19 protein-coding genes, 1 tRNA gene, 1 pseudogene and 1 riboswitch are annotated in these 22930 nt (G+C 66.7%); of the genes and pseudogenes, 12 read left to right on the top strand and 9 right to left on the bottom strand.

Going from position 1 to position 22930, the window contains the following annotated elements; genetic code table 11:
- Nucleotides 1–353 precede the first annotated feature (353 nt).
- Complete coding sequence (acs, locus tag Sj15T_RS13125; RefSeq protein WP_041386646.1) at nt 354–2297, top strand: acetate--CoA ligase; 1944 nt, start codon at nt 354–356, stop codon at nt 2295–2297.
- A gap of 20 nt (nt 2298–2317) precedes the next feature.
- Entirely contained in the window at nt 2318–2830 is a 513-nt protein-coding gene (locus Sj15T_RS13120) for a cytochrome b (protein ID WP_013041431.1), read from the top strand.
- Between the two features lie 283 nt (nt 2831–3113).
- Here the strand turns inward: Sj15T_RS13120 and Sj15T_RS13115 are convergent, their stop codons facing one another.
- A complete protein-coding gene (locus tag Sj15T_RS13115) occupies nt 3114–3410 on the bottom strand; it encodes a hypothetical protein (RefSeq protein ID WP_013041430.1) in 297 nt (98 codons plus the stop codon).
- An 88-nt stretch (nt 3411–3498) separates the two neighbouring features.
- Nucleotides 3499–3590: riboswitch (TPP riboswitch) on the top strand.
- Nucleotides 3591–3658: 68 nt separating this feature from the next.
- Between Sj15T_RS13115 and Sj15T_RS13110 the strand changes: the two genes are divergently transcribed.
- The 3 genes from Sj15T_RS13110 to Sj15T_RS13100 are packed head-to-tail and all read left to right on the top strand — an operon-like array spanning nt 3659 to nt 6378.
- Complete coding sequence (locus Sj15T_RS13110; protein ID WP_013041429.1) at nt 3659–4066, top strand: DUF2065 family protein; 408 nt, start codon at nt 3659–3661, stop codon at nt 4064–4066.
- Between the two features lie 11 nt (nt 4067–4077).
- Nucleotides 4078–5937 (top strand): phosphomethylpyrimidine synthase ThiC, encoded by a 1860-nt coding sequence (gene thiC, locus Sj15T_RS13105; protein ID WP_013041428.1) that lies wholly within the window; start codon nt 4078–4080, stop codon nt 5935–5937.
- 27 nt (nt 5938–5964) lie between these two features.
- Nucleotides 5965–6378, top strand: a complete 414-nt coding sequence (locus tag Sj15T_RS13100) for a hypothetical protein (protein WP_253720669.1) — start codon at nt 5965–5967, stop codon at nt 6376–6378.
- 74 nt (nt 6379–6452) lie between these two features.
- On the opposite strand, the gene Sj15T_RS13095 is transcribed toward Sj15T_RS13100, so the two are convergent.
- Nucleotides 6453–6527, bottom strand: a tRNA-Gly gene (locus Sj15T_RS13095).
- A gap of 247 nt (nt 6528–6774) precedes the next feature.
- On the opposite strand from Sj15T_RS13095, the gene paoA reads away from it, so the two are divergent.
- From paoA to Sj15T_RS13070, 5 genes and pseudogenes are all read left to right on the top strand, one after another.
- The gene (gene paoA, locus Sj15T_RS13090; protein ID WP_013041426.1) at nt 6775–7413 is read left to right on the top strand and encodes an aldehyde dehydrogenase iron-sulfur subunit PaoA; all 639 of its coding nucleotides are present in this window, start codon (nt 6775–6777) and stop codon (nt 7411–7413) included.
- The gene (locus tag Sj15T_RS13085; protein WP_013041425.1) at nt 7410–8360 is read left to right on the top strand and encodes an FAD binding domain-containing protein; all 951 of its coding nucleotides are present in this window, start codon (nt 7410–7412) and stop codon (nt 8358–8360) included. Before paoA ends, Sj15T_RS13085 begins: the two co-directional genes overlap by 4 nt.
- 3 nt (nt 8361–8363) lie before the next feature.
- Complete coding sequence (gene paoC, locus Sj15T_RS13080; RefSeq protein ID WP_013041424.1) at nt 8364–10580, top strand: aldehyde oxidoreductase molybdenum-binding subunit PaoC; 2217 nt, start codon at nt 8364–8366, stop codon at nt 10578–10580.
- Between the two features lie 52 nt (nt 10581–10632).
- Nucleotides 10633–12635 (top strand): annotated as a pseudogene (locus Sj15T_RS13075) (TonB-dependent receptor).
- Nucleotides 12636–12692: 57 nt separating this feature from the next.
- The gene (locus Sj15T_RS13070) at nt 12693–13478 is read left to right on the top strand and encodes a S1/P1 nuclease (protein WP_013041421.1); all 786 of its coding nucleotides are present in this window, start codon (nt 12693–12695) and stop codon (nt 13476–13478) included.
- A 303-nt stretch (nt 13479–13781) separates the two neighbouring features.
- Here the strand turns inward: Sj15T_RS13070 and Sj15T_RS13065 are convergent, their stop codons facing one another.
- Nucleotides 13782–14249, bottom strand: coding sequence for a low molecular weight protein-tyrosine-phosphatase (locus Sj15T_RS13065; RefSeq protein WP_013041420.1), 468 nt, complete (start codon nt 14247–14249; stop codon nt 13782–13784).
- Nucleotides 14246–15700 carry an ATP-binding protein gene (locus Sj15T_RS13060; RefSeq protein WP_013041419.1) on the bottom strand — a complete coding sequence of 485 codons (1455 nt, stop codon included), beginning with the start codon at nt 15698–15700 and terminating at the stop codon, nt 14246–14248. The genes Sj15T_RS13065 and Sj15T_RS13060 overlap by 4 nt, the downstream gene beginning before the upstream one ends.
- A gap of 186 nt (nt 15701–15886) precedes the next feature.
- Here Sj15T_RS13060 and ppc point away from each other — a divergent pair, with 186 nt between their 5' ends.
- Nucleotides 15887–18586, top strand: coding sequence for a phosphoenolpyruvate carboxylase (gene ppc, locus Sj15T_RS13055; RefSeq protein ID WP_041386146.1), 2700 nt, complete (start codon nt 15887–15889; stop codon nt 18584–18586).
- A 172-nt stretch (nt 18587–18758) separates the two neighbouring features.
- Here the strand turns inward: ppc and ruvC are convergent, their stop codons facing one another.
- From ruvC to Sj15T_RS13030, 5 genes are all read right to left on the bottom strand, one after another.
- A complete protein-coding gene (gene ruvC, locus Sj15T_RS13050) occupies nt 18759–19250 on the bottom strand; it encodes a crossover junction endodeoxyribonuclease RuvC (RefSeq protein ID WP_007688713.1) in 492 nt (163 codons plus the stop codon).
- A 118-nt stretch (nt 19251–19368) separates the two neighbouring features.
- On the bottom strand, nt 19369–20112 hold the full coding sequence (locus tag Sj15T_RS13045) for a YebC/PmpR family DNA-binding transcriptional regulator (RefSeq protein WP_013041417.1): 744 nt from the start codon (nt 20110–20112) through the stop codon (nt 19369–19371).
- Between the two features lie 271 nt (nt 20113–20383).
- Complete coding sequence (locus Sj15T_RS13040) at nt 20384–20710, bottom strand: heavy metal-binding domain-containing protein (RefSeq protein ID WP_013041416.1); 327 nt, start codon at nt 20708–20710, stop codon at nt 20384–20386.
- A 20-nt stretch (nt 20711–20730) separates the two neighbouring features.
- The gene (locus Sj15T_RS13035; RefSeq protein WP_007688707.1) at nt 20731–20973 is read right to left on the bottom strand and encodes a DUF2312 domain-containing protein; all 243 of its coding nucleotides are present in this window, start codon (nt 20971–20973) and stop codon (nt 20731–20733) included.
- A 39-nt stretch (nt 20974–21012) separates the two neighbouring features.
- Nucleotides 21013–21312, bottom strand: coding sequence for a DUF1244 domain-containing protein (locus tag Sj15T_RS13030; RefSeq protein ID WP_025160639.1), 300 nt, complete (start codon nt 21310–21312; stop codon nt 21013–21015).
- A gap of 105 nt (nt 21313–21417) precedes the next feature.
- On the opposite strand from Sj15T_RS13030, the gene pyk reads away from it, so the two are divergent.
- On the top strand, nt 21418–22875 hold the full coding sequence (gene pyk, locus Sj15T_RS13025; RefSeq protein WP_007688697.1) for a pyruvate kinase: 1458 nt from the start codon (nt 21418–21420) through the stop codon (nt 22873–22875).
- Nucleotides 22876–22930: the final 55 nt, after the last annotated feature.

The raw sequence follows: 22930 nt of genomic DNA, 5'->3' as shown, positions 1-22930 counted from the left end.
TCCTGCGGCTGCCCCCTTGGCTGGGGTGCGTGGACAAATTCCAGACGGGGCGGACCGAGTGATCTGGGCATCGGCGGACGTTTCCCTATTCGCAACCCGGCCCCTATTCGCAAACCCGGCCCCTATTCGTCACCCCGGGCTTGACCCGGGGTCCCGCTTTTCTTGTAACCCAGCGCCTAAAAGGCAGCGGAACCCCGGATCAAGCCTGTCCTGAGCATGTCGAAGGGGCAGGAAGTGGCGCTCCGCCTTTTTGGCGTCGCGTCGTTTCAAGCGGAAAACCAATTCCCACTTTTCCGCGCGATGTTCTAGGGAGTTGCGCAAGCGAGGGTTTCGCAAAGGAAAGGATGCGCGCCATGTCTGACGATTTTTTCCCGGTTCCTGCCGAATGGGCGGCCTCCGCGCTGTTCGATCGGGATCGGCGCGCGGCGGATTATGCGCGGTCGGTCGAGGATGCCCACGCCTATTGGCTGGAGCAGGCGGGGCGGCTCGACTGGGTGAACTTTCCCGCGAAGACCAATGAGAGCAGCTTCGACGAGGCCGATTTCGGCGTGAAATGGTTTGCCGACGGCGTGCTGAACGTCAGCGCCAACTGCATCGATCGGCATTTGGCCACCAGGGGCGACCAGACCGCGATCATCTGGGAACCGGATTCGCCGGACGCGCAGCCGCGCCGCTTCACCTATGCGGAGGTGCATGAGCAGGTCTGCCGCTTCGCCAATGTGCTGAAGGCCGCGGGCGCGAAGAAGGGCGACCGCATTACCGTCTATATGCCGATGATTCCGGAGGCCGCCTTCGCCCTGCTCGCCTGCGCCCGCATCGGCGCGATCCACAGCGTCGTGTTCGGCGGTTTCTCGCCCGAGGCGCTGGCCGGGCGCATCGCCGATTGCGATTCGACGCTGGTCATCACCGCCGACGAGGGCTGCCGCGCCGGCAGGAAGGTGCCGCTCAAGGCCAATGTCGACGCGGCGCTCAAGCTGTGCACCAGCGTCCGCAAGGTCGTCGTCGTCCAGGCGACCGGCGGCGCCATCGCCATGGAGGAAGGCCGCGACCTGTGGCTGCATGAAGAAGCGGCCAGGGTATCCGCCGACTGCCCGGCCGAGCCGATGAACGCGGAAGACCCTTTGTTCATCCTCTACACGTCTGGCTCGACGGGCAAGCCCAAGGGCGTGCTGCACACGACCGGCGGCTATCTGCTCTGGGCCAGCCTGACGCATGAACTGTGCTTCGACTATCGGCCGGGCGACATCTACTGGTGCGCGGCGGACATAGGCTGGGTCACGGGGCACAGCTATATCGTCTACGGCCCGCTGGCGAACGGCGCGACGACGCTGATATATGAGGGCGTGCCCAACCATCCGACGCCCAGCCGCATCTGGGAAGTGGTGGACCGGCACCAGGTGCAGACCATCTTCACCGCGCCCACGGCGCTGCGCGCGCTGATGAAGGAGGGGGACGATTTCGTGACCCGGACCAGCCGCGCCTCGCTGCGCCTGCTGGGCACGGTGGGCGAACCGATCAATCCCGAAGCCTGGCGCTGGTATCATCATGTCGTGGGCGAGGATCGCTGCCCGATCATCGACACCTGGTGGCAGACGGAGACGGGCGCGGCCATGATCGCGCCGATGCCGGGGGCGACCGACCTCAAGCCCGGCTCCGCCACCCTGCCCATGCCCGGCGTCGTGCCGCAGATCGTGGATGCGGAGGGCAAGGTGCTGGATGGCGCGGCGGAGGGCAATCTGGTCATCGCGCAAAGCTGGCCGGGGCAGATGCGCACGGTCTGGGGCGATCATGAGCGCTTCTTCCAGACCTATTTCACCACCTTCCCCGGCAAATACACCACCGGCGACGGGGCGCGGCGGGACGAGGACGGCTATTATTGGATCACCGGCCGCGTCGACGACGTCATCAACGTGTCGGGCCACCGCATGGGCACGGCGGAGGTCGAAAGCGCGCTGGTGCTGCATGAGGCGGTGGCCGAGGCGGCGGTGGTCGGCTTTCCGCACGACATCAAGGGGCAGGGCATCTACGCCTATGTGACGCTGAACAGCGGCGAGGAAGCAAGCGACGAACTGCGCCAGGCGCTGGTCAAATGGGTGCGCGGCGAAATCGGGCCGATCGCGACGCCCGACGTCATCCAGTTCGCGCCGGGCCTGCCCAAGACCCGTTCGGGCAAGATCATGCGCCGCATCCTGCGCAAGATCGCGGAGGGCGAGGTGTCGGCACAGGCGCTGGGGGACATTAGTACACTTGCCGACCCGTCGGTGGTGGATAATCTGGTCGCCAATCGTCAGGGGTAACGATCAGACAGGAGTAAGGGATGGATCGCTACGGTAACGTCGCTCGCGCGCTGCACTGGATCATGGCGATCCTCATCCTCTTCAACCTGTTCCTGGGCTTCGCGCACGATGCCTTGCCGCGGGACTGGAAGGTGATGCCCGTCCATAAATCGATCGGGCTGACCGTCCTGGCATTGGCGGTCGCGCGCATATTGTGGCGCTTCACCCGCAGGGCGCCGGCGCTGCCGGCCGGAATGCCGGCCTGGGAAAGGGGCGCGGCCCATGCCACGCATTTCGCCTTCTACGCCTTCATGCTCGTCCTGCCGCTGACCGGATGGATCATGATCTCCGCCGGAGACCGGCCCTTGAACTGGTTCTTCCTGTTCGACGTGCCGAAATTCGCCGTGGCGAAGGGCGATGCGATCGTCGGAATTTCAGGCGAAGCGCATGAGATATTGGGTTTCGCCTGGGCGGCGCTGCTGGTCCTGCACGGGCTGGCGGCGATGCGGCATCATTTCATCCTGAAGGATGGCGTGCTGCGGCGGATGATCTGAACGGGGCGATGGGCGGAAGGCCGACTTTCTTCCCGCCCCGACCGGAACCGCGCCTTCTCCTCCCCGCATCGCCGACCCGGATCATGCGTAACCCAAAGGCGACAGTTCCCTGAAAAAATGTCCTATTTTTCCAACGCAGGCGGATTTGGCCTGTCCTATTCCGCTCCGGCCGGCATAGGCAGCATCTCTCTTTGAAACGTCCGGACGCATGGCGCCCATGCTCACGCGCGCGCGGGCACGCGCGCGCATATGGTGTGAACTTCGGCGGAAAACGGCCGAAATCTCACCCCTTGATCCGCCCCACCATCGCCTGCCCGGCCATCCTCTGCCGCAGATAGCGCCGCTTGAGCACCACGCTCGCCGCCAGCAACGGAACGCCCATGATGATGCAGATCGCCCCCAGCATCGGCGGCCAAAGCCCGAACAGGCTGTGCAGGTTCAAGGCGGAGGGCGCCAGCACCATCAGGAACCCCGCCGTCAGCAGCCATAATCCCCATCGGCGCGGCCTGACCGCCACCATGCGCATCTCATGCCGGTGCGCCTTGCGCCCTTCCTTCGTCGACAGATCGGGATGCTTCATCGCAATTACTAAAGCGGAAAAGCCCGTCTGCTGTCCAGCGCCACAACGGGGCTTTCGCTCGCGCCCGGCATCGGCTACATGCGGGACATCCCCGGGGGACCGTCCACAGACGGTTGAGAGGCGGCTGACGTGGCCGCGACCCGCTGAACCTGATCCGGATAAGACCGGCGTAGGGAGGGAAGGGCCGTCCGCATCCGGCAGCCCGCGCCCGTCCTCCGCCCCAGAGCGCGAAAGGAGGACGGCACGACATGGACACGGTTTCCGTTCTGACCCTGCGCCTGGCCGAAGCCATCGGCCTCTACATGATCGTCGTCGGCATGGGCGGCCTCACCGCGCCCCGGCGCTGGCGGCAGATGATGGACGATCTGGAACGCTCGCCGGGGCTGGTGATGGCGCTGGGCTTTCCGGTCTTCGCGGTCGGCGCGGCGCTGGTGCTGATCCACAGCATCTGGCGCGATCCGCTGTCGATCATCGTCTCTGCCATCGGCTATGCCGCGCTGGTCGAAGGCGCGCTGCTGCTCGCCGTTCCCGGCCCCCTTATCAAGATCGGCCGCTGGTCGCTCAACTTCACCCGCGCCTGGGCGATGGTCAGCATCGTCCTCGGCGTCCTCCTCTTCCTCGCCGGTCTCACGGGCCGCGTCACCGTCATCGCCTGAAAGGAACCCAAATGGCAGACATACCAGCACGAACAGAGATGCGCGTCACCACCGGCCCCATCCGTGGTTCGCGCAAGATCCATGTCGGCCCGCTCAAGGTCGCCATGCGGGAAATCGACCTGGAACCCGGCAGCGGTGAAGCACCGGTCCGCGTTTACGACACGTCCGGTCCCTATACCGATCCCAACGCCCGCATCGACATCATGGCCGGTCTTCCCGCACTGCGCCGGGACTGGATCATCGGTCGTGGCGATGTCGAGGAATATGACGCCCGCGCCATCCAGCCTGAAGATAACGGCTTGAAAGGCCCCGACCGTAGCGGCGGCGTCCAGGCCTTCCCCAACACGGTCAAGCGGCCCCTGCGCGCCAAGGCCGGAGCGAATGTCAGCCAGATGCACTATGCCCGCCGCGGCATCATCACGCCGGAGATGGAATATGTGGCGGAGCGCGAGAATCTGGGCCGCGCCCGCCTGGCCGAATATGTCCGCGACGGCCATGACTGGGGCGCGTCCATCCCCGACTATGTGACGCCCGAATTCGTCCGCGAAGAGGTCGCCCGCGGCCGCGCCATCATCCCCAGCAACATCAACCACCCGGAATCGGAGCCGATGGCCATCGGCCGCAACTTCCTGGTGAAGATCAACGCCAATATCGGCAACAGCGCCGTCGCCTCCGACGTGGCGAGCGAAGTCGACAAGCTGGTCTGGTCGATCCGCTGGGGCGCCGACACGGTGATGGACCTGTCGACCGGCCGCAACATCCATGACACCCGCGAATGGATCATGCGCAACTCGCCCGTGCCCATCGGCACCGTGCCCATCTACCAGGCGCTGGAGAAGGTCGGCGGCATCGCCGAGGAACTGACCTGGGACATCTTCCGCGACACGCTGATCGAACAGGCCGAACAGGGCGTCGACTATTTCACCATCCATGCGGGCGTGCGCCTGCCCTATATCCCGATGACGGCGAAGCGCGTCACCGGCATCGTCTCGCGCGGCGGGTCGATCATGGCGAAATGGTGCCTCGCCCATCACAGGGAATCGTTCCTCTACGAATATTTCGACGAGATCACCGAGATCATGAAGGCGTATGACATCGCCTATTCGCTGGGCGACGGCCTGCGTCCCGGCTCCATCGCCGACGCCAATGACGAGGCGCAGTTCGCCGAACTCTACACGCTGGGCGAACTCACCAAGCGCGCCTGGGAACAGGATGTGCAGGTGATGATCGAAGGCCCCGGCCATGTGCCGATGCACAAGATCAAGCAGAATATGGACAAGCAGCTGGAAGCCTGCGGAGAGGCGCCCTTCTACACGCTCGGGCCGCTCACCACCGACATCGCGCCGGGTTACGACCATATCACCAGCGGCATCGGCGCGGCGATGATCGGCTGGTACGGCACGGCGATGCTCTGCTACGTCACGCCCAAGGAGCATCTGGGCCTGCCCGACCGCGATGACGTGAAAGTGGGCGTGGTGACGTATAAGCTGGCCGCCCACGCCGCCGACCTGGCCAAGGGCCATCCCGCCGCGAAGGTCCGCGACGATGCGCTCAGCCGCGCCCGCTTCGAATTCCGCTGGCGCGACCAGTTCAACCTGTCGCTCGACCCCGACACGGCGGAGAAATATCACGACCAGACGCTGCCTGCGGAGGGCGCGAAGAGCGCGCATTTCTGCTCCATGTGCGGCCCCAAATTCTGTTCGATGAAGATCACCCAGGAAGTGCGCGATTTCGCCGCGAAGCAGAACCAGCCTGCGGACAGCTTCATCGCGGCGGAGGATGCCGAAAAGGGCATGGCCGAGATGAGCGAAATCTTCCGGCAGACCGGCAGCGAGCTCTACATGGGCGCCGGTGGGCGGGAGCATGATTGAGTGCGGCCGCCTTTGACCGGGCATGGATTGACTGCGACCCTGGCCGGGGCGCTCCTGCTCCTGGCCAGCGCTCCGGTTGACGCTGCGCCCCGAAAGGGGGTCAGCGAGGAGACGGTGAAGCCGGACTTTTCCTCCATCGAGACCGCCGGCGCGGCGAAGGCGCTAGCGGCGCAAGGGCGGCTTGTCCGGGTGCTGCTCTTTCCCGCCGAGGTCGGCGGGCGGGCAGTCCGGGAGAATATGATCTATATCACGCCCGAAGCGGCCGCAGCGCGGGAGCTGGTGATCGGGACTCTCGTCCGGCTGATAAGCGAGGGCAGCGTGGACAAGATGGAAGTGACGCCGGCCTACAAGGGGCGCAGCCTTGTTCCGGCGGCGATCACCCTGCGCGCCTGGCACAGCAGCAAGGCCGGCAGTTTCGAACCGACGATCCAGATCTGGTAACAGGCGGCTGCCCGCCTGCGGGCGAACATGCGTCCGTCGCCACAGGGAAACTTCGTGTCCATTTTCGGGAAATCTGGAGCGGGCGAAGGGATTCGAACCCTCGACCCCAACCTTGGCAAGGTTGTGCTCTACCCCTGAGCTACGCCCGCTCTGGCGGCCGGAGGAATGTCCCTCTCGGCGGGTGGGGGGCAACTAGCAGCGGCTTCCCACCTCGGCAAGGGAGAATCTGCACAAAATCATTTTTTTCCGCCCCAACCCTTTTTGCACCGGAGCGCCGCCATGAGCTTGCATCTTGGCGTGGCGTATCCATCTGCTACTCTTCCGCAAATCAGATCAATGCAACGATGAATATGATCGCCCTCCGCTTCGGCCGGAGGCGCAAAGGAGCAGCATCGCATGCCGGAACCCTTGTCTCGTCGCGGCCTTTTGCAGGGCAGCGCCGTCGCCGCTGCCGCCATTCCCGTGCTGGGCGAGGCGCAGGCCGCCGCCCCTGGCCGCCCGCAACGCCAGAAGGAGCAGGCCCGCATGAACGCCGTAGGACTGACCGTGAACGGCCGCGAGGTGCATCTGCAACTCGACCCCCGCACCACCCTGCTCGACGCCCTGCGCGAGCATCTGCACCTCAACGGCACCAAGAAGGGCTGCGACCATGGCCAGTGCGGCGCCTGCACGGTGATCGTGGAGGGGCAGCGGATCAATAGCTGCCTGACCCTGGCGGTGATGCATGAGGGCGACCATGTGACCACCATCGAGGGGCTGGGCACGCCGGAGAAGCTCCACCCGATGCAGCGCGCCTTCATCACCCATGACGGCTATCAATGCGGCTATTGCACGCCCGGCCAGATCTGCTCTGCGGTGGCGGTGCTGGAGGAGATCGAGGCGGGCATCCCAAGCCACGCCACCGAAGACCTCGACCGCGTCGCCTTTTCCGACAATGAAGTGCGCGAGCGGATGAGCGGCAATATCTGCCGCTGCGCCGCCTATCCCAACATCGTCGCGGCGATCCGCGAGGTAGCGGGGGAGGAAAAGGCATGAGGCCCTTCACCTACAGCCGCGCCGCCAGCGTCGAGGAGGCGGCGAAAACCGCCGCCGCCACCCAGGGCGCGCGCTTCATCGCGGGCGGCACCAACCTGCTCGACCTGATGAAGCTGCAGATCGAGACGCCGACCCATCTGATCGACGTCAATCATCTCGGCCTCGACCGCATCGAGCCGACGGCGGAAGGCGGCCTGAAAATCGGGGCGATGGTCCGCAATACCGATCTCGCCGCCGACAGGACCGTCCGCCGCGATTATGCGGTGCTGAGCCGCGCCTTGCTGGCGGGCGCTTCGGGACAGCTTCGCAACAAGGCGACGACCGGCGGCAACCTGCTCCAGCGCACCCGCTGCCCCTATTTCTACGACACGCGCATGCCCTGCAACAAGCGCCAGCCCGGCAGCGGCTGCGGCGCGCTCAAGGGGATGAGCCGCAGCCTGGCGATACTGGGCACCAGCGACGCCTGCATCGCGCAGCACCCGTCCGACATGGCGGTGGCGCTTCGCCTGCTCGACGCGCAGGTCGACACGGTGGGCGCCGATGGCGGTCGCCGGTCCATCCCGATCGCCGACTTCCACCTGCTGCCGGGCGAGACGCCGCATATCGAAAATGCGCTGAAGCCCGGCGAACTCATCACCTCCGTCACCCTGCCCAAGCCGTTGGGCGGCACCCATGTCTATCGCAAGGTGCGCGACCGGGCCTCCTATGCCTTCGCGCTGGTGTCCGTCGCGGCGGTGTTTCAGAAGGATGGCCGGGCGCGCTTCGCTTTCGGCGGCATAGGGGCCAAGCCATGGCGCACCGACGCCGCCGATGCCGCCGCCCCGTCGGGTGCGGCCGCCGTGGCGGAGGCTGCGCTCAGCGGCGCGCGACCCACCGCGCACAATGCCTTCAAGCAGCAACTGACCGCCCGCACCCTTGCCTCGCTCTACCGTCAGAAGGGGGCCTGAGCCATGAAGTTCGACACGCCAGCCACCACCAATCCCATCGACCGGGGCCGCGTCGTCGGCGTTGCCCATGACCGGATCGACGGCCCCGCGAAGGTCACCGGCACCGCCCCCTATGCCTATGAACGGCACGACGCCGCGCCCAACGCCGCCTATGGCTGGATCGTGGGATCGGCCATCGCCAAGGGGCGGATCGGCGCCATGGACCTGCGCGCCGCCGAAGCCGCGCCCGGCGTGCTGGGCATCGTCACGCACCAGAATGCGGGGCCGCTCGGCAAGGGCAATTTCAACACCGCCCATCTGCTCGGCGGGCCGCAGATCGAACATTATGAGCAGGCGGTGGCGCTGGTGATCGCCGACACGCTGGAAAACGCCCGCGACGCCGCCCGGCTCGTCCGCATCGACTATGCGCCGGAACAGGGCCGCTTCGACCTGGCGGCGGAGCGCGACAAGGGCGTTCCGCCCCCGCCCGGCTTCGGCGGCCCCGCCGACACCAGGGCGGGCGATTTCGAGGCCGGTTTCGCCAAGGCGGCGGTGAAGATCGACCAGAGCTACACCACGCCGGACCAGAGCCATGCGATGATGGAGCCGCATGCGACCATCGCCGCCTGGAACGGCGACAAGCTCACGCTCTGGACATCGAACCAGATGATCGCCTGGGGCGTGGGCGAAATGGCGAAGACGCTGAAGATTCCGCCGGAAAATATCCGCCTCGTCTCGCCCTATATCGGCGGCGGCTTCGGCGCGAAGCTGTGGGTGCGCGCTGACGCGCTGCTGGCGGCGCTGGGATCGCGCCTGGTCGGCCGCCCGGTCAAGGTCGCCATCGCCCGGCCGCAAATCCCCAACAACACCGTCCATCGGCCCGCCACCATCCAGCGCATCCGCATTGGCGCCGACAAGCGGGGCGTGATCGACGCCATCGCCCATGAGGTCTGGTCGGGCGACCTGCCGGGCGGCGGCGCGGAAACGGCGGCGCAGCAGACGCGCCTGCTCTATCGCGGCCCCAACCGGCTGACGACGCACCGCCTGTCGACGCTCGACCTGCCGGAGGGCAACGCCATGCGCGCTCCCGGCGAGGCGGTGGGCCTGCTCGCGCTGGAAGTCGCGATGGACGAACTGGCGGAGGCATGCGGCGTCGATCCGGTCGAACTGCGCATCCGCAACGACGTGCAATATGATCCCGAAGCCGGACCGCAGCGTCCTTTTTCCAGCCGGAAGCTGGTCGAATGCCTGCGCGAGGGGGCGGCGCGCTTCGGCTGGAACCGCCGCAATCCCAAGCCAGGGCAGGTGCGCGACGGGCGCTGGCTGGTCGGCATGGGCGTCGCCACCGCCTTCCGCAACAATCTGGTCGCCAAGTCGGGCGCGCGGATCGGCGTCGACGCCATGGGGCATGTGACGGTCGAAACCGACATGACCGACATCGGCACCGGCAGCTACACCATCATCGCCCAGACGGCGGCGGAAATGCTGGGCGTGCCGCTGGAGGCCGTGTCGGTGCGCCTGGGCGACAGCCGTTTCCCGGTATCGGCGGGATCGGGCGGCCAATGGGGCGCCAACAGCTCCACGGCGGGCGTCTATGCCGCCGCCATGGCCCTGCGCGCCAAGCTGGCGGAAAAGGCCGGCTTCCCAGCGGACAAGGCGCTGTTCGAAGATGGCCTGGTGCGCCTGGGCAACCAGTCGCAGCCGCTGGGGACGCTGGCGGGGCGGGAAGGCCTGTGGGCGGAGGACAGCATGGATTATGGCGACCTCGACAAACGCTATGCGCAGGCGACCTTCGGCGCGCATTTCTGCGAGGTGGGCGTGGACATCGACACGGCGGAGGTGCGCATCCGCCGCATGGGCGGCGCCTTTGCCGCCGGGCGCATCCTCAACCCCAAATCGGCGCGCAGCCAGGTGATCGGCGCGATGACCATGGGCGTCGGCGCGGCGCTGATGGAGGAACTGAGCGTCGACACGCGCTTCGGCTTCTTCGTCAACCACGACATGGCCGAATATCTGGTGCCGGTCCATGCGGACATCCCGCATCAGGACGTGCTGTTCATCGACGAACTGGACGACAAGAGTTCCCCCATGAAGGCCAAGGGCGTCGGCGAACTGGGCATTTGCGGGGCAGGGGCGGCGGTCGCCAACGCCATCTACAACGCCACGGGCGTGCGGCTGCGCGACTATCCGCTGACGATCGACAAGATTCTGGGGTCGTCAACCGGAAAAAGGGTCGCTTGAACTTCCGACGCCGCGCCCTTAGTCCCTGTCCCAAAGAGAGGAAAGGGCGCCGATGAAATATCTTCCGCTGTCACTGGTTCTGGCCGCAATTCCAACGGTTGCGGCCGCGGCGACGGAGGCGCCCGATCCGGACCGCATCGTCGTGACGGGGGAGGGGCTTTCCCTGCCGCCGGGCACCCCGGCCTATGGATCGGTGATCATCGACCGGGACCGGCTGACCAACAGCGCCTCCGGCCGGATCGAAAGCGTGCTGGGCGACGTGGCGGGATTCCAGCAGTTCCGCCGTTCCGACAGCCGCTCTGCCAATCCCTCGGCGCAGGGGGCGACGCTGCGCGCCCTGGGCGGCAACGCATCCAGCCGGACGCTGGTGCTGCTCGACGGCGTGCCGATGGCCGATCCCTTTTTCGGCTATATCCCGTTCAGCGCGCTGGTGCCCGACCGCCTGTCGGTGGTTCGGGTCACGCGCGGCGGCGGCATAGGGGCCTTCGGCGCGGGCGCCGTGGCGGGGACCATCGAACTCGCCAGCGCCACGCGTGACCAGCTTCCGACCTTCGCGGCCAGCGCCTTCTACGGCAGCAAGGACGCGACCGAACTGACCGCCAGCCTGACGCCCGACCTGGGCGGCGGCTATGTCTCGCTGTCGGGTCGCTGGGACCGGGGCGACGGCTTCCTGACCACGCCCAGGGACCAGCGCGTCGCCGCCACCGCGCCCGCCGCCTATGACGGATGGTCCACCAATTTGCGCGCCGTCGCGCCGCTGTCCGCCACGTCGGAAATCCAGTTTCGCGGCACCATCTTCCACGACGAACGGACCCTGCGCTTCCAGGGCGCGGACAGCATGAGCGAGGGGCAGGACGCCAGCATCCGCTTCATCTCCCGCGGTGCGTGGCAGGTCGATGCGCTCGCCTATATCCAGGCGCGCAACTTCTCCAACATCGTGATTTCGGCCTCCACCTTCCGCAAGTCGCTCGACCAGCGCAATACGCCCTCGATCGGCATCGGCGGCAAGATCGAGCTGCGGCCGCCGGTCGGTCCCGACCATGTGCTGCGCATCGGCGCGGACACCCGCTTCGCCAGCGGCGACATGTTCGAGGATGCCTATAACGCCAATATCGCGGCCAACCCCGTGACCTCCCGCCGTCACGCGGGCGGCGAGCAAATGACCACCGGCGTCTTCGCCGAGGATGACTGGACGCTGGGCCGGCTGGTCCTGACCGGCGGCGCGCGGGCGGATCGCTGGACGATCAGCAACGGCTTCTATCGCGCCAGCGGCGCCGGCGCGGCCAACAACAGCTTTGCCGACCGCTCCGACTGGCAGTTTTCCGGAAGGGTCGGCGCGCTCTACCGGATCAGCGATGCCCTCGCCCTGCGCGGCGCGGCCTATAGCGGCTTTCGCCTGCCGACGCTGAACGAACTTTACCGGCCGTTCGTAGTCTTCCCGATCACGACATTGGCCAATGCCGCGCTGATGCCCGAAAAGCTGAAGGGCGTGGAGGCGGGCATCGACGTCAGCCCGGTCACGGGCCTGACCCTTTCCGCCACCGGCTTCATAAACCGGCTGGACGACGCCATCGCCAATGTCACGCTCGTCAATCGCACCAACCCCGTGAGCGGCAGAATGTCGACCATATCACCGCCAAGGGCATTGAACTGACCGCCATCGGCCGGGTGAGCGATTTCCTGCTTTCGGCATCCTATGCCTATAGCCACAGCACGGTGCATGCGCCGGGAGAGGGCTTTGACGGCCTGACGCCGGCGCAAAGCCCGCGCCATGCCGCGAGCGCCACGCTGGCCTGGGAACCGAAGCAGGGACCGGCGCTCTCCGCCACCCTGCGCTATGTCGACAAGCAATATGAGGACGATCTCGAGAAGGACGTGTTGCCCCATGCGCTGACGGTCGACGCGGTGGCGCGCCTGCCTCTGGGTCATGGCGTGACCTTGGTCGCGCGCGGCGAGAATCTCTTTGATGAGGAAGTGATCACCCGCAATGCCGGAGGGTCCATCGACCTGGGCACGCCCCGGACGCTGTGGATCGGCTTCCGTTTCGCAGGCTGAGGCAACCCTCTGAAAAAGCCCGCTGGTCCCGCCGGGGCAAAGCTGTATGAGGTCGTCATGCGCCTTGCCCTGCTCCTCGTCCTGCCGCTCCTCGCCGCCGCGCCCGCCCAGGCCTGGGGGCCTGTCGGCCATCGCGTCACCGGCGCCATAGCCGACCGCAATCTGAGCGGCGTCGCCCGCGCGCGGGTCCGCCTGCTGCTGGGGACAGAGGATCTGGCGGAGGCTTCGACCTGGCCCGACGACATGCGGTCCGACCCCGCCGAATATTGGCGCAGGACGGCCAGCCCCTGGCATTATGTCACCGTCAGGGAGGGCGACCGCTACGCCGCCTCGGACGTGCCGAAGGAGGGCGACGCGGTGACTGCGCTGACCCGGTTCACGGCGACGCTTCGCGACCCCGGGGCATCGCTGGACGACCGCCGCGCGGCGCTGCGTTTCATCGTCCATATCATCGGCGACCTGCACCAGCCGCTGCATGTCGGCGGTGGGGACGACCGGGGCGGCAATGATGTGAAGGTCACGTTCTTCGGCGCGCAGAGCAACCTGCACTCGGTCTGGGATTCGGGCCTGATCGAGCAGCGCGCCTTGTCCTATTCGGAATATGCGGACTGGCTGTCGCGCTCCATCACGCCGGAACAGACGATCGGCTGGAGCCTGTGCGATCCGGACATCTGGACCCGTGAGAGCATCGCCCTGCGCAAGACGATCTATCCGGCGGACCCGAACCTTTCCTGGGACTATGCCTATCGGCATCGCGCCGAACTGGACGACCGGCTGCGGCGGGCCGGCGCGCGCATCGCCGCCTGCCTGAACGCGATCTTCGATTCGCCCCGGCAGCCCTAGGCAGCGTGGACAAATTCAAGACTCGCCAGACTGAGAGATTTGAGTGGGGATCGGACCTTCCCCCTATTCGTCACCCCTCCCCCCTATTCGTCACCCCGGACTTGATCCGGGGTCCCGCTGCCTTGGGCTGGGCGCGCACTCAGAAAGAAAGCGGGACCCCGGATCAAGTCCGGGGTGACGGTCGTAATGTCAGCTATTGGCCATTTCCCGACATTCCGAATTTGTCCACGCGGCCTAAATCCCCACAGGCCTTAGGCCGGGATCGTCCGAATCACATTCCGGCCGCGACCGGAATGGAAATCGCTACTCCTGCTCCAGCAGCCGCTCCACAATCGCCTGCGCCGCCCGCGTGACGTCGTCCCAGGTCACGTCGAAGCCGGCATCGTCGCCGAAATAAGGATCGGTCACGCCGCTTCCCTCGCGTCCCGGCACCAGGTCCATCAGCAACCGCAACTCCGCCGTCCCGTCCGACGGCCGGATCCGCCGCAAGTTCCTCAAATTCTCCGAATCCAGCGCGAAGACATGGTCGAACCGCCGGAAATCCCCCGCCGTCACCTGCCGCCCGCGATAGCAGGAAATGTCGATCCCGTGCCGCAACGCCACCGCCTGCGCCCGCCGGTCCGGCGGCGATCCGACATGCCAATCGCCGGTCCCGGCCGAATCCACCGTCACCGAAAGGCCCGCCCGCTCCGCCTCCGCGCGCAGCGCCGCTTCCGCCAGCGGCGAGCGGCAGATATTCCCCAGGCACACGAACAGGACCGAAGCGCTCATCCCTCGGCCGCCGCCGTGCTGAGGCCCAGTTGCGGCACGCCGATCGACCGCCGCCCGCCGAAATCGGTGCGCGCCACGATCACGCCCAGCTTTTCCATATAGTCGATCAGCCGCCGCACGCGCCCCGGCGAACTGGTGCCATAGGCGCGGGCCAGCGCCGCATCGTCCGGGCAGGGCAGCCCCTGCATCGCCGCCCGCGCAATCAGCAGGAAGGGCGCGAGCATGTCCTCCGGCAGGGCCTCCGCAGCCTTCATCGCATCGGCCCAGCGCGGATCGCCGGCGTCGAACATGCCGGCCTGCGCCATGGCGAAACGCTTGCGGAAGGCGGGCAGGTCGAGCGGCGGCTGGCGCAATCCCTTCATCCGGCAGCGGACCCCGAAATCCTGGTAGAGCGTCGATACGCCGGGCTGCGCATCGCCCAGATCGGCGACGATCTCCTCCAGCACGGCGATCACCACCGGCTCATTTTGCCCGAAATCCAGTTCCGGCGCGGCAGGCTTGGCCGAAGGCGCGGCGGCCAGCGCCCGCATCAGTTCCTCGGCGGGCAGGGGCGGCGGCTCGGCGCGCGGCGGCGGAGGGGGCAGCGCCTCCTCCTCGCCGGCGCCGGCGAACAGCAATTCCTGCAGATTCCCCGTCGCCGCGACCGGCGGCGGCATCAGCTTGTGCGTGCCGCCCCGCGTGCTGGTCTTGACCGATCCGATCTTCACCGCCACCGGCCGCCGGCAGATGGCCGGTCCTAAGGCCAGGAATCGTCCGCGCTCCAGGTCGCGGATCTGCTCCGCCTGTCGCCGCTCCATGCCCAGCAGGTCGGCGGCCCGCGCCATGTCGATGTCCAGGAAGGTGCGCCCCATCAGGAAATTGGACGCTTCCGCCGCGACATTCTTGGCCAGCTTCGCCAGCCGCTGCGTCGCGATCACGCCCGCCAGCCCCCGCTTGCGCCCCCGGCACATCAGGTTCGTCATCGCCGCCAGCGAAAGCCGCCGCGCCTCGTCCGACACGTCGCCCGCCGCCACCGGAGCGAACATCTGCGCCTCGTCCACCACAACCAGCGCCGGATACCAATGATCGCGGGGCGCATCGAACAGCGTCGACAGGAAGGTCGCGGCGCATTTCATCTGCGCCTCCAGCTCCAGCGATTCCAGGCTCAGCACGACGGAGGCGCGGTGTTCGCGGATGCGCATCGCCATCTTGACGATCTCGCGCTCGTTATAATCGCCGGCATCGATCACCACATGGCCATATTCATCGGCCAGCGTGACGAAGTCGCCCTCCGGATCGATCACCACCTGCTGGACCAGCGCGGCGCTTTCCTCCAGCAATCGGCGCAGCAGGTGCGACTTGCCCGACCCCGAATTGCCCTGGACGAGCAGCCGGGTGGCAAGCAATTCCTCGACATCGACCAGAACGGCATTGCCGTTGCTGTCGCTTCCTATGCTGATGCTGGCGGTCACAGGGGTTCTTTGGCCCAGGGCAGGGGCTTCGCGCAAGTCCGCAGAATGAGTTGAAACGCTGCGATAATGCGGGGAGGACGGGCCTGGGTTCCTGCCTTCGCAGGAACACGCCAACCTATCAGGCGGGGCGGCACCGGACCGGATTCCCTTGACCATCCCATTGTTGCGGTGCAGCATCGATCCATCATGGCGACTCTTGCATCCTCCTCCGTGCCGGCGATCACCCAGAATCCCGACATCCGCTATCTCGGCCGGCTGCTGGGCGACGTCATCCGCGCCTATGGCGGGGAGAAGATCTACAAGCAGACCGAATATATCCGCTCCGCCTCCGTCGACCGGGCGCGGGGCCTGCATGGCGCGGACGTGGTCGACACCGGCCTGGATGCGCTGAACCTCGACGACACGCTCAGCTTCGTGCGCGGCTTCATGCTGTTCTCGATGCTCGCCAACCTGGCCGAGGATCGCCAGGGCGTCGCCGCCGAGCCGGGCGCGGACGTCGCCTCCGCCGTCGAAAAGCTGCAATCCCATGGAATAGGACGCCAGGCCGTGCTCGACCTGCTGTCCCACGCCCTGATCGTCCCGGTGCTGACCGCCCACCCGACCGAGGTGCGGCGCAAGAGCATGATCGACCACAAGAACCGCATCGCCGACCTGATGCTGCTCAAGGATGGCGGCCGGACGGAAACCGATGAGGGGGAGAATCTGGACGAGGCGATATTCCGCCAGATCGCGCTGCTGTGGCAGACGCGACCGCTGCGCCGGGAAAAGCTGTTCGTCGCGGACGAGATCGAAAATGTCCTCGCCTATTTCCGCGACGTCTTCCTGCCCGTTCTGCCCGCGCTTTATGCCCGCTGGGAACGGGTGCTGGGCGCGCGCCCGCAGAGCTTCCTGCGCGTAGGCAACTGGATCGGCGGGGACCGCGACGGCAATCCCTTCGTCCAGGCGCCGCAGCTTCGATTGGCGCTCGCCAAAGGCTGCGAGGCGGCGTTGGGCTTTTATATGGATGCGCTCCACGCCCTGGGCGCGGAACTGTCGCTCTCGACCGAACTGGCCCATGTGCCGCAGGCGGTGCTGGACCTGGCCGACGCCAGCGGCGACGTCTCCCCCAGCCGCCAGGACGAACCCTATCGCCGGGCGATTTCCGGCATATACGCCCGTCTGGCCGCAACCCACAGGTCGCTGGTGGGCAAGGCCGCGCCCCGCCCCTCGGCGCTCAAGGGGGAACCCTATGCCAGCCCGGCCGACCTGCGGCGCGATCTGGTGACGGTGGCGCAGGGTCTGGCGAGCGAGGGCAATGGCGCCCTGGCGACGGGCGGCGCGCTTGGCCGTCTGATCCGCGCGGTCGAGACCTTCGGCTTCCATCTCGCCACGCTCGACATGCGGCAGAACAGCGACGTCCACCAGGACGTGGTGGCCGAACTGCTGAAAGTCGCCGGCGTCGAGGCGGACTATGCCGGCCTCGACGAATATGCCCGCATCGCCCTGCTGCGGCGGGAATTGGCGAACAACCGGCCGCTCGGCACGCCCTTTTTCGAATATTCGGAAAGGACCGCCTCCGAACTCGCCATCGTCCATGCCGCGGCGGAGGCGCACCGCATCTACGGCCCGCAATGCATCACCCATTATATCATCTCCAAGGCGGAAAGCGTTTCCGACCTGCTGGAGGTCAACATCATCCTCAAGGAAGCGGGCCTGTGGCGCGCGGGCGCGGACGGCGCGCCGCCGCAGGCCGCGATCATGGCCGTGCCGTTGTTCGAAACCATCGCCGACCTGGAGGCCGCGCCCAAGATCATGGCCGCCTATTTCGGCCTGCCGGAGGTAGGGGGCGTGGTGCGGGAACGCGGCCATCAGGAAGTGATGATCGGCTATTCCGACAGCAACAAGGACGGCGGCTACATCACCTCCACCTGGGGGCTGTTCCAGGCGAGCAAGGCGCTGGCCCCGGTCTTTGCCGAAGCGGGCACGGCGATGCAGCTTTTCCACGGCCGCGGCGGCGCGGTCGGGCGCGGCGGCGGCTCCTCCTTCGCGGCGATCCAGGCGCAGCCCAAGGGCACGGTGCAGGGCCGCATCCGCATCACCGAACAGGGCGAGGTGATCGCGGCCAAATTCGGCACCCGCGACGTCGCCATGACCAATTTGGAGGCGACGACCAGCGCGACCCTGCTCGCCAGCCTGGAACCCGAAGTCCTGTCCGACCGCGACGCCGCCCGCTTCGCCGCCGCCATGGACCAATTGTCGAAGACCGCCTTCGCCGCCTATCGCGACCTGGTCTACGGCACCGACGGGTTCAAGGAATTCTTCCGGCAATTGACCCCGATCCAGGAAATTTCCGGCCTCAAGATCGGCTCCCGTCCGGCCAGCCGCACCAAGAGCACCCGGATCGAGGATCTGCGCGCCATCCCCTGGGTGTTCAGTTGGGCGCAGGCGCGGGTGATGCTGCCGGGCTGGTACGGCGTGGGTCACGCGCTTTCCGCCTTCGAGGACAAGGCATTGTTGGCGGACATGGCGCAGCACTGGTCCTTCCTGCAATCCGCGCTCGCCAATCTGGAGATGGTGCTGGCCAAGTCGGACCTCGGCATCGCCGCCCATTATCTGCCGCTGGTGGAGGATCAGGCGAGGGGCGCGGAGATTTTCGACCGCATAAGAGGCGGCTGGGACATGACCCATGACGGCCTGCTCGCCGCCACCGGCCAATCGCGCCTGCTGGAGAGGAATCCGAAGCTCGACACGTCGATCCGCCTGCGCCTGCCCTATATCGAGCCGCTGAACCTGCTCCAGGTCGAACTGATGAAGCGCCACCGCAGCGGCGAGGACGACCCGCGCATCAAGGAAGGCATAGAATTGTCGATCAACGCGATCGCGACGGCGCTGAGGAATAGCGGATAGGGGTGGATTGCGGACCTTCCCCTATTCGTCACCCCGGACTTGATCCGGGGTCCCGCTGCCTTGGGCTGGGCGCGGTGTAGAGGCAAAAGCGGGACCCCGGATCAAGTCCGGGGTGACGGAAACTACGGAAACTGATGTCAGCTATTGGCCAGTTCCCGCCCAATCGCTCCACCTACTTCCGCGGAATCCGCCTCGCGCTGGCCAGGTGGTGGGCGTGCGTGATCGCCACGGCCAGCGCATCCGATGCGTCGGGTCCGGCGACCTTCGCGCCGGGGAGAAGGCGGGAGACCATGGCGTGGACCTGCTCCTTCGACGCATTGCCGACGCCGACCACGGATTTCTTGACCAGCCGGGCGGCATATTCGCCCACCTCCATGCCGGAGCGCGACGCGGCCAGCAGCACCACGCCGCGCGCCTGGCCGAGTTTCAGCGTCGATTGCGGATTTACGTTCAGGAACACCTCCTCGACCGCGGCGCCATTGGGCTGATGTTCGAGGATGAGGTCGGTCAGCGCCAGATCGAGCACCAGCAGCCGGCTCGCCAGCGCCATGTCCGAATCGGTCTTGATCTGGCCGTTGGCGATATGGGTCAGCCGGTTGCCGTCGGCGGCGATCAGGCCCCAGCCGGTCGTGCCCAGGCCGGGGTCCAGGCCCAGGATGATCATGATATTTCGCTCGCCCGGTCGCGGGAGAGGATGGGGAGGCTTGTCCAGCTTCGCCGAAGCGGCAAGGCGCCCGGAACTTCGCGTCCCTCTCCCCGCCGGGAAGAGGGAAGGGGAAGGATCAACCCAGCTTCTCCATGACCTCGTCGGAGACTTCGTAATTGCCCCAGACGGTCTGGACGTCGTCATCGTCCTCCAGCGTGTCGACCAGCTTCATCAGCGTCGCCGCATTGCTTTCGTCCACTTCGACGGTGGTCTGGGGCTTCCAGGCGAGCTTGGCGCCTTCCGCCGGGCCGAGCTTGGCCTCCAGCCCCCTGGCGACTTCGTGCAGCGCGTCCATGGCGGTCCAGATCTCATGCTCGTCCTCGTTCGAGGACACGTCGTCCGCGCCCGCCTCCAGCGCCGCTTCGAAGATCGCGTCGGCATCGCCCGCGCTCGCCGGATAGGTGATGAGGCCCATGCGGTCGAAACCATGGCTGACGGCGCCCGAAGCGCCCAGATTGCCGCCATTCTTGGAGAAGGCCGTGCGGACGTTGGTCGCGGTGCGGTTGCGGTTGTCGGTCAGCGCCTCGACGATGATGGCGACGCCGCCAGGGCCATAGCCCTCGTAGCGGATTTCCTCGTAATTCTCCATGTCGCCGCCGATCGCCTTGTCGATCGCGCGCTGGATATTGTCCTTGGGCATGGACTGCGCCTTGGCGGCGTTGACCGCGAGGCGGAGGCGCGGGTTCATGTCCGGATCGGGCATGCCCATCTTCGCCGCGACGGTGATTTCGCGGCTGAGCTTGGAGAACATCGAGGAGCGCTTCTTGTCCTGCGCGCCCTTGCGATGCATGATGTTCTTGAATTTGCTGTGGCCGGCCACGGCCTGCTCCTGACTTGTCTGTTTGTTCGATGCGCGCTCTCTAGCGAGAGCGCCCGGTTCGCGCAACTTCAGGGTGCATGGAGATTTGGCCTGGGGATGCAAATTGGGTGGGAAGCTGTCATTCCCCTATTCGTCACCCCGGACTTGATCCGGGGTCCCGCTGCCTTGGACGGGGCGGCCACTCAGAAAGGAAAGCGGGACCCCGGATCAAGTCCGGGGTGACGGGAAACTGATGTCAGCAACTGGCCAATCGCCGCCAAATCCGTATATCCTAGACGAGGATCGCGGTGCCAGATGCCGTCACCATCAGCATCGAGCCGCGGGACCCGACGGTCTCATAATCCAGGTCGACGCCGACCACGGCATTGGCGCCCAGGGTCGCGGCGCGCATCCGCATTTCCGCTATCGCCTGCTCGCGGGCGCGCTGGAGCACGTCCTCATAGGCGCCGGACCGCCCGCCCACGATGTCGCGCACGCTGGCGAACAGGTCGCGGAACAGGTTGGCGCCCACGATCACCTCGCCGGTGACGATGCCGAGATATTCCCTTGCGGGGCGGCCCTCCAGAGAGGGCGTGGTGCTGACGATGATCTCGGTCATGGGCGTTACTCCTGCTGCGGTTATTCGATCCCCAGCGCCGTCTTGTATGTTTCCAGCAGCGCTTCGGCTTCCATGCGGGCGTTGCGCTCCATCTTGCGGAGGCGGACGATGGACCGCATCGTCTTCACGTCATAGCCATTGGCCTTCGCCTCCAGATAGACGTCCTTTATATCGTCCGCGATGCCCTTCTTTTCCTCTTCCAGGCGCTCGATGCGCTCGATGAAGAGGCGTAGCTGTTCGGCGGCGACATTGCCATCGCTCATGAGAATCTCCAGTCAGTGTGAATCGGTCGGCGCTTGCCTCTAATGGCTGTCGGCGTTCTTCGCCACACTCTCCTGCATGCGGGCGATCTGTTCCGGCGTCGCCTCGCCCTGATGGCGGGCTTTCCATTCGGCGAAGGGCATGCCGTGGATGATCTCCCGCGCTTCATCCTTGCTCATTGCGCCGTCCGCCTCCGCGATCCAGTCGGCCAGGCAGTTGCGGCAGAAGCCCGCCATTCCCATCAGGTCGATATTCTGGACGTCGGTGCGATGCTGCAAATGCGCCACCAGCCGTCGGAAGGCGGTTGCGGCGACCGCGTCGCTGAGTATGGTGTCGTTCACGGCGAGCCTTTCGCTGATCATCATCATCCTGTCGTGCAGCACGGATAATCGAAAACCGCGCCCTGGCAAACCAGAGGCGACCATGACGGTCAGGAGAAAAGACGAATGACGAGATTACCGCCCCGTTCGCGCAAGGTCCGCATATTGGCGACCCTTGGCCCCGCGAGCGACAGCCCGGAGATGATCCGGGCGCTGTTCGTCGCCGGGGCCGACGCCTTCCGCATCAACATGAGCCATGGCGCGCATGAGGATCATGCCGCGCGCATCGCGACCATCCGGGCGCTGGAAAAGGAATTCGGCCGTCCTACGACCATCCTGGGCGACCTTCAGGGGCCAAAGCTGCGCGTCGGCACGTTCGAACGTGGGCTGGCGGTGCTGGAAACGGGGGCGGCCTTCGTGCTGGACAGCGATCCGGCGCCGGGCAATGCGACGCGGGTCAACCTGCCCCATCCGGAGATCTACGCCGCGCTGGTGCCCGAAACCCGGCTGCTGCTGGACGACGGCAAGATGGTGCTGCGGGTCAAGAAGGTGGCGGAGGACCGCATCGACACGGTGGTCGAGGTTGGCGGCGCCCTTTCCAACCGCAAGGGCGTGAACGTGCCCGACGTGGTCGTGCCGGTGCCGGCGCTGACCGAAAAGGACCGGCGCGACCTCAGCTTCGCGGTGGAGCATGGCTGCGACTGGATCGCGCTCAGCTTCGTGCAGCGGCCAGAGGATCTGGCCGAGGCGCGCAAGCTGATGGGCGGCTATGGCGCGCTGATGGCGAAGATCGAGAAACCGGCGGCTGTCCAGCGGCTGGAGGAGATCATCGAACTGGCCGACGGGGTGATGGTGGCGCGCGGCGACCTGGGCGTCGAATTGCCGCCCCAGGCGGTGCCGCCCCTTCAGAAGCAGATCGTGGCGACGGCCCGGCGCATGGGGCGGCCCGTCGTGGTGGCGACGCAGATGCTGGAATCGATGATCAAGGCGCCCACGCCCACCCGCGCCGAAGTGTCCGACGTGGCGACGGCGGTCTATGACGGGGCGGACGCGATCATGCTGTCGGCGGAGACGGCGGCCGGCGACTGGCCGGTCGAAGCGGTGACGATGATGGACAGCATCGCCCATAGCGTGGAGCGCGATCCGGGCTATTTCGGGCGGCTTCACTATACCGAGACGAAGCCTGACCCCACCACCGCGGACGCGCTGGCGGAGGGGGCGGGCAGCATCGTGTCCGTGGTGGGGGCGAGCGCGATCACCTGCTTCACCTCATCGGGCAGCACCGTGCGCCGCGTGGCGCGAGAGCGGCCGATGACGCCGATCCTGGCGCTGACGCCCCGGCAGGACACGGCGCGCAAGCTGGGGCTGACCTGGGGCGTGCATGCCGTGCGGACCAAGGACATCGGCACGTTCGAGGAGATGGTCGGCAAGGCGCGCCGCATGGCGCTGCGCCATGACATGGTCGAGAAGGGCGGCAAGATCGTCGTGCTGGCCGGCGTGCCCTTCGGGACGCCGGGGTCGACCAATGTGCTGCATGTGGCCGCGATACGGGGCGACGAGTTGAGGGGCCGGGACGAGGGGTAAAGGTCGACTGCAAAAGGGGTTGTGTTCCTGCCTTCGCAGGAACACCGCTGCGTTA

It is taken from the genome of Sphingobium sp. TA15 (assembly GCF_037101235.1).
Taxonomy (GTDB): domain Bacteria; phylum Pseudomonadota; class Alphaproteobacteria; order Sphingomonadales; family Sphingomonadaceae; genus Sphingobium; species Sphingobium indicum.
The sequence above is the reverse complement of the archived record's forward strand: the minus strand, read 5'-3'. Positions and strand labels throughout refer to the sequence as shown.